Below are 14,156 nucleotides of genomic sequence, written 5' to 3'. Positions count from 1 at the left end.
AGACATGACACCAGAAATGTTTGTCGAGCTTTTCCGTGAAGCACTTTGGATGGTGCTTATCATGGTCTGCGCTATTATCATCCCAAGCTTGCTTATCGGCCTTGTAGTCGCGATTTTTCAAGCTGCGACATCCATCAACGAACAAACATTGAGCTTCTTACCGCGTTTGATTGTCACGCTTTTGGCCCTGATGCTGTTTGGGCATTGGATGACGCAAATGTTGATGGAATATTTCTATGGCTTGATTGAACGCTTACCTCAGGTGCTTTATTAGAGGCGCCTATGGAGTACCCCACTAGCGTTGTCTTAGATTGGATCGCAAACTACTTCTGGCCCTATGTTCGTATCTCATCCATGTTGATGGTGATGACAGTAACCGGGGCCCGATTTGTTTCGCCAAGAATCCGCCTTTACCTCGGTTTAGCCATCACTTTCGCTGTCATGCCAGCCATCCCCGCCGTACCTCAAGACATTGAGCTACTCTCGTTTCGTGGCTTCATGACCATTGCCGAGCAAATGATCATCGGCATAGCGATGGGTATGGTTACTCAATTTATGATTCAAACCTTTGTCCTACTTGGTCAAATATTGGGTATGCAATCAAGTTTGGGCTTTGCTTCTATGGTTGATCCTGCAAATGGTCAGAACACGCCATTGCTTGGCCAGTTATTCATGTTCTTAACGACAATGTTTTTCCTTGCCACCGATGGACACTTAAAAATGCTGCAATTGGTGGTGTTCAGTTTTAAAACTTTGCCGATTGGCTCCGGCTCGCTCAACGCGGTTGATTTCCGTGAAATGGCAGGCTGGCTTGGTCTTATGTTCCAAACGGCACTGAGTATGTCTCTATCCGGCATTATTGCACTACTGACCATTAACTTGTCGTTTGGTGTAATGACCCGTGCCGCACCACAGCTGAATATCTTCTCGCTTGGTTTTGCTTTTGCTTTGATGGTGGGTCTATTACTTTGTTGGTACATACTGGCTGGTCTATACAGTCATTATGAAATGTTCTGGACAGTGGGTGAGGCGCAGATTTGTCGGCTTATTCGCTTGGAGTGCTAAGATTTGGCAGAATCAGACGGTCAGGAACGCACCGAAGAAGCCACGCCCCGACGGTTACAACAAGCCAGAGAAAAGGGGCAGGTCGCTCGATCTAAAGAGCTGGCATCAGCATCTGTGCTGATCGTTGGCGCCATTTCATTGATGTGGTTTGGCGAGGCGTTAGCACGTTCATTGTTTTCCATCATGAGCCGTTTATTTGATCTTCAACGAGAAGAGATTTTCGATACTGCAAAACTGTTTGATATCGCTTTGGGCGCGATGAGTGATTTGTTGTTCCCACTATTTTTGGTGTTAGCGACATTGTTTACCGCCGCCATGATTGGAGCAGCAGGTGTGGGAGGAATCAGTTTTTCTGCCCAAGCGGCCATGCCCAAGCTGTCGAAAATGAATCCGCTTAGCGGCTTAAAGCGAATGGTTGGAATGCAAAGCTGGGTAGAGTTGATCAAATCAATCCTTAAAGTGGTTCTGGTCACTGGTGTCGCCATCTATTTGATCCAAGCATCGCAGGCCGATCTGATTCAATTGAGCATGGATGTGTATCCGCAAAACATCTTCCATGCTTTAGATATTTTGCTGAACTTTATTTTGCTGATCAGTTGCTCGCTATTGATTGTGGTTGCCATCGATATTCCATTTCAAATCTGGCAGCACGCCGATCAGTTAAAAATGACGAAGCAAGAAGTCAAAGACGAATACAAAGAGACTGAAGGTAAGCCGGAAGTGAAAGGCCGTATTCGTATGTTGCAAAGGGAAGCGGCTCAACGTCGAATGATGGCGGATGTTCCTCAAGCTGATGTTATTGTTACTAACCCAGAGCACTTCTCGGTAGCGCTTCGTTATAAGCAGAAGACAGACCGTGCGCCAGTCGTGATCGCTAAAGGTACTGACCACATGGCGATGAAGATTCGAGAAGTCGCACGCGAACATGACATTACGATTGTGCCCGCACCACCTTTGGCTCGTGCGTTGTACCACACGACAGAGCTCGAGCAAGAGATCCCCGATGGGTTATTTACTGCCGTCGCTCAGGTTTTGGCATTTGTATTCCAATTGAAGCAATACCGAAAACGAGGTGGACAGCGCCCGAAAATTCAAGATTATGATTTGCCAATCCCGCCCGAGCACCGTCATTGATACGAAAAGCGGTAAAGCCTTAAAAAAGCTCGTTTGATCAAAAGCTAAACTCTATTTGAGTGTTTAGTCATTATTTTGGCGCTAATTATGGTACATAGATTGCTTAAAACGCTTTAATTATCAACCCTACCTAAACTTTTAGGCTAAAGCGGTCGCGTATTAATAGTAAGAGCTTACGTGACGCTTCAATCGATTGAGATCTCTCGCAGTATGAAGTTAAGCCTGCCGTTTGCAGATAAATTGCCACGAATCCCTCAACGTGAAATGCCAGCTATTGGTGCTCCGGTGATGGTTTTGGCCACCCTAGCGATGGTGGTACTGCCGATTCCAGCATTTTTGCTGGATATGTTCTTCACCTTTAACATCGCGCTGTCGATGGTGGTGTTGTTAGTGACCGTTTACACACGTCGCCCTTTGGACTTCGCTGCTTTTCCAACGGTATTGCTGATCGCCACGTTGCTCCGCTTGGCTTTGAACGTTGCCTCGACTCGTGTCGTCTTACTGCATGGTCATGAAGGCGGTAATGCGGCAGGTAACGTAATTGAGGCGTTCGGTAACGTCGTTATTGGTGGTAACTACGCGGTCGGCCTAGTGGTTTTCCTCATCTTAATGATCATCAACTTTATGGTGGTGACCAAAGGTGCGGGTCGTATCTCTGAGGTAAGTGCTCGCTTTACGCTTGATGCGTTGCCGGGTAAGCAAATGGCGATTGATGCGGACTTGAATGCCGGATTGATAGACCAAGAGCAGGCAAGAGTTCGTCGTTTTGAAGTGACCAAAGAAGCGGATTTCTATGGCTCGATGGATGGTGCCTCGAAGTTCGTAAAAGGTGACGCGATTGCCGGTATTTTGATTCTGTTTATCAACATCGTCGGCGGTCTGTCGATCGGTATGGCGCAGTATGGATTGGGTTTCGGTGAAGCGATTGAAATCTATACCTTACTGACAATCGGTGATGGTTTGGTCGCACAAATCCCATCGCTATTGCTGTCAATTGCAGCGGCAATGATGGTGACACGCCAAAACACCGATGAAGACATGGGTGAACAACTGGTCTTCCAGATGTTCGACAACCCAAAAGCGCTGATGATTACTGCGGCTATTCTTGGTGTGATGGGCATCGTACCGGGCATGCCACACTTTGCGTTTTTGAGCCTGGCAGTCGCGGCCGGTGCAGCGGCATATTTCATCGACAAACGGCAGAAGCAGAAAGCGAAAGAGCCCGCTTTACCAGCAACAGCAGACGAAGGTACAGAACCTTCCTCACAGCGCGAACTGTCTTGGGATGACGTCCAGCCAGTCGATATTATTGGCTTGGAAGTCGGTTATCGCTTAATCCCTTTGGTGGACAGAGATCAAGGTGGGGAACTGTTAGAGCGGGTAAAAGGTGTGCGTAAAAAGTTATCGCAAGATTTTGGGTTCCTAATTCCAGCGGTTCATATTCGTGACAATCTTGAGCTGACCCCAAACAGTTACCGAATTACATTGATGGGGGTTGCGGTGGGCGAAGCAGAGATTCGTCCGGATCAAGAGCTAGCGATTAACCCAGGTCAGGTGTATGGCATGATTGATGGTGAGCCAACCATTGACCCTGCTTTTGGACTGGAAGCCGTATGGATCCGAGAAGATCAGCGTGAGCACGCGCAGGCTCTGGGTTATACGGTTGTTGATTCATCAACGGTATTAGCGACGCACCTAAGCCAGCTATTGACCAACAACGCATCACAGCTAATTGGCCATGAAGAAGTAGAGAATTTATTAGAAATGTTGGGACGCAGCGCGCCTAAGTTGGTCGAGAACTTTGTTCCTGACCAATTACCATTAGGTGTGGTGGTGAAAGTCCTACAAAACTTGTTAAACGAGGCCATTCCAATCCGCGATATTCGCACGATTGTTCAAACTTTGGCTGAGTACTCAAGTAAGAGTCAAGAAGCTGACATATTGACGGCAGCAGTTCGAATTAGTCTTAAACGTCTAATTGTTCAAGAAATCAATGGTATAGAGCCTGAGTTACCAGTGATTACTTTGATACCTGAACTGGAACAAATATTGCATCAAACTATGCAAGCATCAGGAGGCGAATCCGCGGGGATTGAACCGGGACTCGCTGAGCGATTGCAGTCTTCACTAAGCCAAGCGACACAGGAACAAGAACTGAAAGGCGAACCTGCCGTTCTGCTTACTTCTGGTGTATTACGCTCGACGTTGGCTAAATTTGTGAAGAACACAATACCTAATCTCCGGGTACTGTCTTACCAAGAAATCCCGGATGAAAAACAGATCAGAATTGTGCAAGCCGTGGGTAACTGATCTCACGCATCATTAATGGATTCATAGTTTGAAAATAAAGCGATTTTTTGCCAAAGACATGAGAACGGCGCTGCTCCAAGTGAAAGAGGAGTTAGGCGCGGAAGCGGTGATCATGTCAAACAAGAAAGTGGCTGGTGGAGTAGCGATTGTTGCGGCGATAGATAGTGAATCTAATCCGCCTCAAGCAAGCGCAGCGTCACAGCAAAATCGCGGTGCTTCTCAATCGAATCGCTATAACGAACATCGTCAAATGTCATCGTCTTCTGCTGATCGTTACCAAGATCGTCATTTAGATGAAGATAAAATTAGCCTGAACAGTAATAACAGTAACAATGAAAAAACAGGCTCAATGACGCAGCGATTCGCTAATATGCTTAAGCAATATAGCGGTGGTGCAGCAGATGCTGACGACCACGTAGCGGAAAATGAAGATTCGCTCTCTGCTTTGCTGCAACGCCAAAATAAGCATCGCGACGGCTACAACCAAGAAAAGCCAGCGCCATATCAACCAGATTCACCTTTGGCGAAGCTAATCGCACAGGACAATCGATTTGAACGTCCGACGCCCAAGCTGGACCCGACGCGCTATGACCGACGTCGCCCAAGTGATGAGCGTGACGAATCGGCCGATGAGCTAGAAAGCATGCGCGAAGAGATGACGTCAATTCGTCGTCTGTTGGAGCACCAAGTTTCTGGCCTGATGTGGCAAGAAGTAGAACGCCGTGAGCCGCTAAGAGCAATGCTGATTAAGCGCTTAGAGCGAATGGGCGTTTCTCCGGAGTTAGCAGACCAGATGGCCTGTTATATTCCGGAAGATACAAAGCCAGCGCGAGCGTGGAAAGCGTTATTGTCGCTGGTGGCGGATCAAATCAATATTCCTAAACAGGACATTTTAAAACGTGGTGGCGTAGTCGCATTGTTGGGTCCGACTGGGGTTGGGAAAACAACAACCGTAGCGAAACTCGCAGCACGCGCAGCCATGGAATACGGTGCCGACAATGTGGCCCTTGTGACAACAGATACATATCGCATAGGTGCACATGAGCAACTCTCAATTTACGGAAGAATCATGGGTTGTCCCGTAAGAGTTGCTAAAGATTCTAACGAGTTAGCCGATGTTATATATCAGCTAAGAAACAGAAGACTGATTTTGGTCGATACGGCAGGGATGGGGCAACGAGATGTGAGGCTTTCCGAGCAGCTCGACACTCTAATGCAAGAGAGCGGAGAAGTGATTCACAGCTACCTTGTTTTGCCGGCTACCGCACAACGTCGTGTTCTACAAGAAACGCTGGATCACTTCCGACGTATACCACTTTCGGGTTGTATTATGACGAAGCTTGATGAGTCATTAAGCCTAGGCGAATTCATCAGTGTAGTGATTCAAAACGCAATGCCAGTAGCTTACATCGCTAATGGTCAGCGCGTACCAGAAGACATTGTGATAGCGCAACCAAAATATATGCTTGCGAAAGCAAATGAACTGTTAGAGAAGTCGACAGAGAACGAACCTCACTTTTGGAACAGTGACAGTGAAGGACTCTAAGGCGGCGGACTACTATGACTGAGAATATGATACACGATCAAGCAAGCGGCCTCCGTCGCTTAACACAACCATCGTTGACCAAAGTGATTGCTGTTACTGGCGGCAAAGGTGGTGTGGGGAAATCAAACGTAACACTGGGTCTGGCGATTTGTATGGCTCGCCAAGGCAAGAAGGTGATGGTTCTCGACGCTGATTTAGGTCTGGCCAATGTGGACGTGATGCTCGGAATTCGTGCAAAACGTAATCTAGGACATGTCTTAGCGGGTGAATGTGAGCTAAAAGATGCGATTGTCGAAGGGCCTTATGGTATAAAGATAATTCCTGCAACTTCTGGCACACAGAGCATGACAGAGCTTTCTCACGCTCAGCATGCTGGACTCATTCGAGCATTTGGTAGTCTTGAAGACGAAATGGATGTCCTGCTGATTGATACCGCTGCTGGTATCTCTGACATGGTAATCAGTTTTTCGCGAGCAGCTCAAGATGTGGTTGTAGTTGTGTGTGATGAACCGACGTCAATCACAGATGCCTATGCATTAATCAAGCTGTTGAGTAAAGAACACCAAGTTCAACGCTTTAAAGTTGTAGCAAATATGGTCAGAAGCTACCGTGAAGGGCGAGAATTGTTTGCAAAGTTGACACTAGTCACAGAGCGATTCTTGAATGTTAGCCTTGAACTCGTAGCATGTATTCCATTAGATGATAAAGTACGACAGGCTGTAAAAAGACAAAAAATTGTCGTTGATGCGTTCCCACGCTCGCCTGCTGCTTTAGCTATCAGCTCACTAGCAAACAAAGCGTTGACGTGGCCACTACCGAAAACACCAAGTGGACACTTGGAATTTTTTGTGGAAAGGTTGCTAAATCGTACCGAATTCGCAGAGGACCCTTTTGGTGAATAAAGCGATAACCTATGACCAACATGGCAAATTTAATAGCCAGCAGGCGTTCATTGAACGTTATTCAGTGTTGGTTAAGCGCATTGCTCACCACCTACTAGGCCGTTTACCGCCGAGTGTTCAGGTAGAGGATTTAATTCAGGCCGGCATGATCGGTCTTATCGAAGCTCAGCAGAATTATGATGGTTCTAAAGGTGCGAGCTTTGAAACTTATGCAGGTATCCGTATTCGTGGCGCAATGTTAGATGACATGCGTAAAGGCGATTGGGTACCGCGTTCTGTTCATAAAAATAATCGAGAGATTAACCAAGCGATTGCGGAGCTGGAAGGCGAATTAAATCGAGATCCTACTGATTCTGAAGTAGCCACGCATCTCGGTATGACACTGGATCAATATCATAGTGCTCTTACCGATATCAACTGCTCAAAATTAGTCGGTATTGAAGATTTAGGCGTTTCTGATGATGTGATTTCACCGGCGGATGAAACCGATGACAGCAACCCATTCAAAGGGGTAGTTGATGAATCATTTCGAAAAGCACTGGTTGAATCAATAAAACAGCTTCCAGAGCGTGAAGCTTTGGTTCTTTCGCTTTATTATGATGAAGAACTCAATTTGAAAGAAATTGGCGATGTGTTAGGCGTAAGCGAATCTCGCGTAAGTCAAATACTGAGTCAAGCGATGCAACGTTTACGTACCAAGCTCAGTGCGTGGACACAAAATGACTAAAAACACTGATTTTACGATTCAGTGGAGGCAATTTTGAATAAAAACATGAAGATCCTTATTGTTGATGATTTCTCAACAATGCGCCGTATTGTTAAAAACCTGCTTCGTGACTTGGGTTTCAATAACACTCAAGAAGCGGACGATGGTTTAACCGCATTACCAATGCTGAAAAAAGGTGACTTCGATTTTGTTGTAACTGACTGGAACATGCCAGGTATGCAAGGCATCGATTTGCTTAAACACATCCGCGCGGATGCAGAACTTAAGCATCTGCCAGTTCTAATGATCACGGCTGAAGCGAAGCGTGAGCAGATCATTGAAGCTGCTCAAGCAGGCGTAAACGGCTACATTGTTAAGCCATTTACTGCTGCAACATTAAAAGAAAAATTAGATAAAATTTTCGAGCGTTTATAACTCTCTCTTTCTCTTTGTTATTCGAGTCATTCATACCAATTATTAAATACCTATTAAATGACTCGTTTAGCGTTTTCAAAGTGATAAGAAGAACTAAACGTAAAAGGGTCTATTCAGAATGATCTCACTAGAGCAGGCGAAGTCACTCGTTCAAATGCTAGAAAACGGGGAACAAGACCAAGCCAATATGCTTGTTGCCTCGATCTACGAAGGTGCCGATAACCCAATGCTGCAAGAAATTGGAGCGTTAACTCGAGACCTTCACGAATCACTCAAGCAGTTCAGTCTCGATCAGCGCATGACCGAAATTGCGAAAGACGAAATCCCTAACGCTAGGGATCGTCTCAATTATGTGATCGAGAAGACAGAGCTTGCAGCCAACAAAACAATGGATGCGGTCGACTGCTGCCTTCCTATCGCTGACAACCTGCATGATTGCCTTCTAAAAGTTCGTCCTCAATGGAATGAACTCATGCACGGGCGCATAGAATTAAGCGAATTTAAAGCACTGTGCCACCGAATCGACGGGCTATTAGTGCAAGTCGAAGGTGACAGCACTGAATTGCGCGGCCAGTTGACCGAAATTCTCATGGCGCAAGACTTCCAAGACCTAACTGGCCAAATCATTCGCCGCGTAATTACGTTGGTTAATGAAGTAGAAGGCCGCTTAGTGGAAATCCTAACCGTATTCTCTGGAAATAAACTTGAAGAACACATTCAAGTTTTGTCAGAACCGGCAGATAAAAAGAATACACAAACAAGCGAAGCCGAAGGCCCGATTCTTCATCCAGAACTGAGAGAAGATGCGGTTTCATCGCAGGACGAAGTCGATGACTTGTTGTCCAGTCTTGGATTTTAAAGGTAACGTATGAGCTACGATTTAGACGAAGATATTCTTCAGGACTTTCTCATTGAGGCTGGGGAAATTCTCGAGCTGCTTTCTGAGCAGTTGGTTGAATTGGAAAATAACCCAGAAGACAAAGACTTACTTAATGCTATTTTCCGCGGGTTTCATACCGTAAAAGGCGGTGCCGGCTTCCTTTCATTGGCAGAGCTAGTCGATACTTGTCATGGTGCGGAGAACGTGTTCGACGTTTTACGAAACGGTCAACGCACGGTAACGCAAAACTTAATGGATACGATGCTAAAAGCCTTGGATACGGTTAATACCCAGTTCCAGGCTGTTCAAGATCGTGAGCCGTTAGAAGCTGCGGACCCTGAGCTTCTTGAAGAACTTCATCGTCTATGCAAACCTGAGTCAGAAGATGAAGTAGCGGCAACCGTAATTGAAGAACCAGTGGCTACTCCAGAACCTATTATTCCCGAGCCTATCATCGAAGAACCTGCTGCACCGTCAGCACCATCAAGTGTCGGCTCTGTTGATGAAATTACCCAAGACGAATTCGAAAAGCTACTGGATGAGCTTCATGGTAAAGGTTCAGCGCCAGGCACCTCAATGTCTGCGACACCTACAACGCCATCTGAACCGCCTCAATCGAGTGCACCATCAGTTGAAAGTGGTGATATCACTGATGATGAGTTTGAACGTTTACTCGATGAACTGCACGGTGTAGGAAAAAGCCCTTCTACGGCAGAGGCTGCTGCATCTGTACCAGTAGAGCCACCTAAAGCGGCAGAGCCTTCCGCTCCAGTGTCATCTTCATCAAATCAAGACAGTGACTTAATGACGGACGAAGAGTTCGAAAAGTTACTCGATGAGCTACATGGTTCAGGTAAAGGTCCAACGCTAGAAGAATTGGATATGGCAACGAAGCCAGCTTCAGCAAACGTAGAGCAAAGCCCTGCGAAACCTGAGCCTGTTGCTAAGCCAACACCCGTTCAAGCAGCGCCAGCACCAAAGCCAGAATCTAAACCAGTCGCGTTAAAAGAAGAAGCCAAAGCACCAGCGGTTAAAAAACCTCAGGCTGAAGCAACCGTTCGTGTTGATACCTCGACGCTTGATACCATCATGAACATGGTGGGTGAGCTCGTATTGGTTCGAAACCGCCTATTAAGCCTTGGTTTGAATAGCGACAACGAAGAGATGTCCAAAGCGGTCGCTAACCTTGATGTGGTAACTGCGGATCTACAAGGCGCGGTAATGAAAACGCGTATGCAGCCAATTAAGAAAGTGTTTGGCCGTTTCCCACGCGTTGTCCGTGACTTGGCTCGTAACCTAAATAAAGACATCGTGCTAGAAATGCGCGGTGAAGAAACCGATCTCGATAAAAACCTTGTAGAAGCATTGGCCGATCCGTTGATTCACTTGGTGCGTAACTCGGTTGATCACGGTATTGAAATGCCAGACGCACGCGCGAAGGCCGGCAAATCACGTACAGGTAAAGTGATTTTGTCAGCATCGCAAGAAGGGGACCATATTGAACTATCCATCGTAGATGATGGTGGCGGTATGGACCCGAACAAACTGCGTGGCATCGCGGTGAAGCGTGGCATGATGGATGAAGATGCGGCGGCACGTTTAACAGATAAAGAGTGCTTCAACCTTATCTTCGCACCTGGCTTCTCAAGTAAAGATAAAATTTCTGACATCTCTGGTCGTGGTGTGGGTATGGACGTGGTTAAGACGGCGATCAATACCTTAAACGGTTCAATCGATATCGATTCTGAGCTAGGCAAGGGCACTAAGATTACGATCAAAGTACCACTAACGTTAGCGATTTTACCGACTCTGATGGTTGGTGTTGGCGGTCATCCTTTTGCTCTACCACTGGCTTCGGTGAGTGAAATTTTCCACTTGGATCTTAGTCGTACAAACGTGGTAGATGGTCAGCTGACGATTATTGTGCGTGAGAAATCTATCCCACTATTTTACTTACAAAACTGGTTGGCATCCAAATCGCAAAACGTCCAAGAGCGTACTGGTCACGGTCACGTGGTGATTGTACAGATTGGTAACCAGCGCGTTGGTTTTGTTGTGGATACGCTTATTGGTCAAGAAGAAGTGGTTATTAAGCCACTCGATAATCTATTACAGGGCACTCCAGGTATGGCTGGTGCGACAATTACTAGCGATGGCCATATTGCATTAATTCTAGATGTGCCTGATTTACTTAAGCGATATGCTGCGGCTTCACGCCTTTAAGCAAAGCTGACGTTATTAAAAGGAATAAGATGGCGATTAAAGTACTAGTCGTTGATGATTCGAGTTTTTTCCGACGTCGCGTGAGCGAAATCATCAACTCAGAATCGCGCCTAGAAGTGATTGACGTTGCGGTAAATGGTAGAGATGCGGTTGAGAAAGCCAAATCTCTCAAACCTGACGTCATCACGATGGATATTGAAATGCCAGTGATGGATGGCATTACAGCTGTACGTGAAATTATGGCCGCTGCTCCAACGCCAATTCTAATGTTTTCGTCCCTGACCCACGACGGGGCGAAAGCTACGCTTGATGCGCTAGATGCGGGCGCATTGGACTTCTTACCGAAAAAGTTTGAGGACATTGCGCGTAACCGTGAAGAAGCGGTGTCATTACTTCAACAGCGTGTGATTCAGATTGCCTCGAAGCGCGCTTTCATGCGTCGACCTATCGCTCGCCCAACAGCGAGTACCAGCACGACTACTCGATCATTAGGTTCAAGAACGGCTTCACCTGTGACTCCAACACCAACTCGACCTGCTGCGACAAAGTACCGTGCTTCTGGTAAGAAGTATCAACTGACGGCAATTGGCACATCAACAGGTGGCCCCGTTGCTCTACAAAAAATTCTGACGCGTTTGCCGATGAACTATCCGCATCCGATTGTATTGATTCAACACATGCCAGCAACGTTTACTGCTGCGTTTGCCAGCCGTTTGAACACCTTGTGTAAGATTCAAGTGAAAGAAGCACAAGATGGCGATGTGTTACAGCCCGGTGTGGCATACCTTGCACCAGGTGGGAAACAAATGATGGTGGATGGACGAGCGGGCGCTGCTCGTCTTCGCATTATTGATGGCGGCGACCGCATGAACTACAAACCATGTGTGGATGTGACTTTTGGTTCTGCCGCAAAAGTATATGGCGACAAAGTGCTCTCTTTAGTGTTGACAGGCATGGGTGCAGACGGTCGTGAGGGCGCTCGCATGTTGAAGTCTTCAGGCTCAACTATTTGGGCACAAGATGAAGAAAGTTGTGTTGTTTATGGCATGCCCCAAGCGGTTGCTAAAGCAGGCATTTCTTCAGAAGATTTACCGCTTGACCGCATTGCTGAACGCATGTTGGTGGAAGTTGGCCTAGCTTAGGATTCATCATGATTGTTTGGAGTGTAGCTAACCAGAAAGGAGGCGTGGGTAAAACCACCTCAACAGTGACATTGGCGGGCTTATTGAGCCAGAAAGGCCATCGAGTATTGATGGTTGATACTGATCCTCACGCCTCACTGACTACTTATCTCGGTTATGATCCTGATGCAGTAACTTCGAGCCTATTTGATTTATTCCAGTTGAAGACGTTTTCTCGTGAGACGGTTAAACCGTTGATTTTAGAAACAGAGCTGGAAGGAATGGATATCATTCCCGCGCATATGTCCCTTGCCACGCTTGATCGCGTAATGGGTAATCGCAGTGGTATGGGATTAATCTTAAAACGGGCGCTGCAAACTGTCTCACAAGACTATGACTATGTGTTGATTGATTGTCCGCCAATCCTTGGCGTGATGATGGTGAACGCGTTGGCAGCCAGTGACCGAATTTTGATTCCTGTTCAAACAGAGTTTTTGGCGATGAAAGGTCTAGAGCGCATGATGCGTACGCTAACCATTATGCAAAAATCTCGCCCGGGCGGTTTCAAAGTGACTATCGTCCCAACCATGTACGATAAGCGCACGAAAGCGTCATTGCAGACATTGATGCAACTGAAAAAAGATTACCCAAATCAAGTGTGGACCTCAGCGGTGCCTATTGATACCAAGTTCCGCGATGCCAGTTTAAAGCACTTGCCAGCGTCGCATTTTGCATCTGGTAGTCGTGGTGTGTTTGCCTATAAACAGCTACTGATTTATCTGGAGAGGTTGGCGTTCGATGAGCAGTAATGATGTGCTGTCCAGTGAACAAGCACTTGATGACTACTTTAATGCATTACTGGATGATGAAACTGAAATAACGACTCTTGAGGAAGACCTTGACCTATTGGCTCAAGAGGTATCATCTGCAGAGCCAGAGCCAGAGCCAGAGCCAGAATTGCAGCTACAATACTCGGAGCCAGAAACGTACCAGTTTCAAGAAACATATCCGCCAGAGTTGGAAGCTCCAAACCTGGAAGATGTTCAAAGGCTATTAAGTCAGCTTGAAGCAAGCAACCCAGTGGCTGAGTTGGATATTGATAGTATTCTTGAACAAAATACGATTGATATTGCAGCAGAGATAAAAGCGGCTGAGCCTGAGGTACAAACCTTTAGTGAGGTGCCTGAGCTTCAGGGTGTTGAGGAAATACAGGACTGGGTGACTGATGAGCCAGTTTTTGAGGAAGCGCAACCAGAGGTGGATGAACCTCACGCAGTGATCGAACAAAGTATCAATATAGAATCGAACGTCGATACTGAACTCGAAACACAAGCAGATTCCGATATACCAACGGTCTGGGAAAGCACGAAGCGAAGTGAGGACTTCCAAGTTCTTTACTTTGATGTGAATGGTGTCACGTTTGCTGTACCTCTTGATGAGTTAGGTGGTATTCATCGCATTAGCGAGCTTAACCATTTGATAGGAAAACCCGCCTGGTATTTGGGGCTACAAACAAATCGCGAGCAACAGTTTGATGTCGTCGATACCGCGAAATGGGTGATGGCAGATAAGCTTCGTGATGATAGCTATAAAGATAACTACCAATATGTCGTCATGCTTGGTGAGAGCATGTGGGGGTTGGCCAGTAACCAATTAATGGGGACTGAAACGCTTAATATCGACAAGGTTCGCTGGCGTGAGCAGGCGGGTAAACGCCCTTGGCTAGCGGGCATGGTAAAAGAAAAAATGTGTGCCTTAATTCATGTCCAGGCGCTCATTGACATGCTAAACGCCGGTTTAGATGTCAAATCACTGAATTAGATTTAAGTCGGGA

General features: G+C 46.6%; 13 protein-coding genes. All 13 read left to right on the top strand.

Annotated features, from left to right (window positions below):
- The first annotated feature begins 4 nt into the window (after positions 1–4).
- Positions 5–274, top strand: a complete 270-nt coding sequence (gene fliQ / locus R7O13_RS15365) for a flagellar biosynthesis protein FliQ (protein WP_005380488.1) — start codon at positions 5–7, stop codon at positions 272–274.
- Between the two features lie 8 nt (positions 275–282).
- Complete coding sequence (fliR, locus tag R7O13_RS15360) at positions 283–1,065, top strand: flagellar biosynthetic protein FliR (RefSeq protein WP_258644809.1); 783 nt, start codon at positions 283–285, stop codon at positions 1,063–1,065.
- A gap of 3 nt (positions 1,066–1,068) precedes the next feature.
- Positions 1,069–2,199, top strand: a complete 1,131-nt coding sequence (flhB, locus tag R7O13_RS15355) for a flagellar biosynthesis protein FlhB (RefSeq protein WP_005380490.1) — start codon at positions 1,069–1,071, stop codon at positions 2,197–2,199.
- 210 nt (positions 2,200–2,409) lie between these two features.
- Complete coding sequence (gene flhA / locus R7O13_RS15350) at positions 2,410–4,509, top strand: flagellar biosynthesis protein FlhA (RefSeq protein ID WP_025998722.1); 2,100 nt, start codon at positions 2,410–2,412, stop codon at positions 4,507–4,509.
- A 28-nt stretch (positions 4,510–4,537) separates the two neighbouring features.
- Positions 4,538–6,055 (top strand): flagellar biosynthesis protein FlhF, encoded by a 1,518-nt coding sequence (flhF, locus tag R7O13_RS15345; protein WP_017635950.1) that lies wholly within the window; start codon positions 4,538–4,540, stop codon positions 6,053–6,055.
- 14 nt (positions 6,056–6,069) lie between these two features.
- Positions 6,070–6,957, top strand: a complete 888-nt coding sequence (locus R7O13_RS15340; protein WP_005380498.1) for a MinD/ParA family protein — start codon at positions 6,070–6,072, stop codon at positions 6,955–6,957.
- Complete coding sequence (locus tag R7O13_RS15335; protein WP_005380499.1) at positions 6,950–7,684, top strand: RNA polymerase sigma factor FliA; 735 nt, start codon at positions 6,950–6,952, stop codon at positions 7,682–7,684. The genes R7O13_RS15340 and R7O13_RS15335 overlap by 8 nt, the downstream gene beginning before the upstream one ends.
- Positions 7,685–7,729: 45 nt before the next feature.
- On the top strand, positions 7,730–8,098 hold the full coding sequence (cheY, locus tag R7O13_RS15330; protein ID WP_017635949.1) for a chemotaxis response regulator CheY: 369 nt from the start codon (positions 7,730–7,732) through the stop codon (positions 8,096–8,098).
- A 118-nt stretch (positions 8,099–8,216) separates the two neighbouring features.
- Positions 8,217–8,957, top strand: a complete 741-nt coding sequence (locus R7O13_RS15325; protein ID WP_005380502.1) for a protein phosphatase CheZ — start codon at positions 8,217–8,219, stop codon at positions 8,955–8,957.
- A 9-nt stretch (positions 8,958–8,966) separates the two neighbouring features.
- Positions 8,967–11,201: a chemotaxis protein CheA gene (locus R7O13_RS15320; protein WP_154205109.1), complete on the top strand. Its 2,235-nt coding sequence runs from the start codon at positions 8,967–8,969 to the stop codon at positions 11,199–11,201.
- Positions 11,202–11,230: 29 nt separating this feature from the next.
- Complete coding sequence (locus R7O13_RS15315) at positions 11,231–12,343, top strand: chemotaxis response regulator protein-glutamate methylesterase (RefSeq protein ID WP_318304183.1); 1,113 nt, start codon at positions 11,231–11,233, stop codon at positions 12,341–12,343.
- Positions 12,344–12,351: 8 nt separating this feature from the next.
- Positions 12,352–13,131 carry a ParA family protein gene (locus R7O13_RS15310; RefSeq protein WP_005380505.1) on the top strand — a complete coding sequence of 260 codons (780 nt, stop codon included), beginning with the start codon at positions 12,352–12,354 and terminating at the stop codon, positions 13,129–13,131.
- Positions 13,121–14,143 carry a chemotaxis protein CheW gene (locus tag R7O13_RS15305; RefSeq protein ID WP_318304181.1) on the top strand — a complete coding sequence of 341 codons (1,023 nt, stop codon included), beginning with the start codon at positions 13,121–13,123 and terminating at the stop codon, positions 14,141–14,143. Before R7O13_RS15310 ends, R7O13_RS15305 begins: the two co-directional genes overlap by 11 nt.
- Positions 14,144–14,156: the final 13 nt, after the last annotated feature.

This window comes from Vibrio sp. Y176 (assembly GCF_033438945.1).
This window is presented reverse-complemented; position numbering and strand designations above follow the sequence as displayed.

Bases quoted from the DNA above. Each gene is read 5' to 3' on its own strand.
- fliQ (WP_005380488.1), top strand. From the start codon at position 5: ATGACACCAGAAATGTTTGTCGAGCTTTTCCGTGAAGCACTTTGGATG.
- fliR (WP_258644809.1), top strand. From the start codon at position 283: ATGGAGTACCCCACTAGCGTTGTCTTAGATTGGATCGCAAACTACTTC.
- flhA (WP_025998722.1), top strand. From the start codon at position 2,410: ATGAAGTTAAGCCTGCCGTTTGCAGATAAATTGCCACGAATCCCTCAA.
- R7O13_RS15340 (WP_005380498.1), top strand. From the start codon at position 6,070: ATGACTGAGAATATGATACACGATCAAGCAAGCGGCCTCCGTCGCTTA.
- cheY (WP_017635949.1), top strand. From the start codon at position 7,730: ATGAAGATCCTTATTGTTGATGATTTCTCAACAATGCGCCGTATTGTT.
- R7O13_RS15325 (WP_005380502.1), top strand. From the start codon at position 8,217: ATGATCTCACTAGAGCAGGCGAAGTCACTCGTTCAAATGCTAGAAAAC.
- R7O13_RS15320 (WP_154205109.1), top strand. From the start codon at position 8,967: ATGAGCTACGATTTAGACGAAGATATTCTTCAGGACTTTCTCATTGAG.
- R7O13_RS15315 (WP_318304183.1), top strand. From the start codon at position 11,231: ATGGCGATTAAAGTACTAGTCGTTGATGATTCGAGTTTTTTCCGACGT.
- R7O13_RS15310 (WP_005380505.1), top strand. From the start codon at position 12,352: ATGATTGTTTGGAGTGTAGCTAACCAGAAAGGAGGCGTGGGTAAAACC.
- R7O13_RS15305 (WP_318304181.1), top strand. From the start codon at position 13,121: ATGAGCAGTAATGATGTGCTGTCCAGTGAACAAGCACTTGATGACTAC.